This window comes from Bartonella taylorii 8TBB, assembly GCF_902825155.1.
Classification (GTDB): Bacteria; Pseudomonadota; Alphaproteobacteria; order Rhizobiales; family Rhizobiaceae; genus Bartonella; species Bartonella taylorii_A.
Window position 1 is genome coordinate 1 of the sequence record NZ_CADEAG010000178.1, and the last position, 402, is coordinate 402.

At 41.5% G+C, this 402-nt stretch carries 1 protein-coding gene; it reads right to left on the reverse strand.

The genetic code is table 11. The features are described 5' to 3' along the window. On the reverse strand, window positions 1-402 hold a 402-nt coding region (locus J7R13_RS09185; RefSeq protein ID WP_343212187.1), incomplete at both ends, for a sigma factor-like helix-turn-helix DNA-binding protein.

Consider the following 402-nt stretch of genomic DNA (forward strand, 5'->3'; position numbering starts at 1 on the left):
CAACCGTGGTTTTTTCTTATGATTCATGATGACAGCCTCATCACGGGTTCGTGCTATGCCTACTACTTGATGGCCAAGACTTTTTACCATTTGCTCAATATCGAGTGCAATAAGAGGCTCGTCTTCAATAATCATAACTTGTGTGGCTATTTGTTGAGAAATATCAGTCGATGCTTGGTTGAGAAGCTTGCGGAATTCCTTTGCATCAAGAGACATGATTTCGCTGGCTTCTTGTTCATTAAACCCTTCAACAGCAATCAATAAAAAGGCTTGGCGTGCACGGGGAGTGAGATACGATAATTTGGCACTCGTTTTTTGTTCGAGGCCAAATTGCGGTAGAGGTTCTGGTATATTGGGTGTTGTTTGATCAAAAAGATGGCAAAAAAGCCAATAGGTACCAAT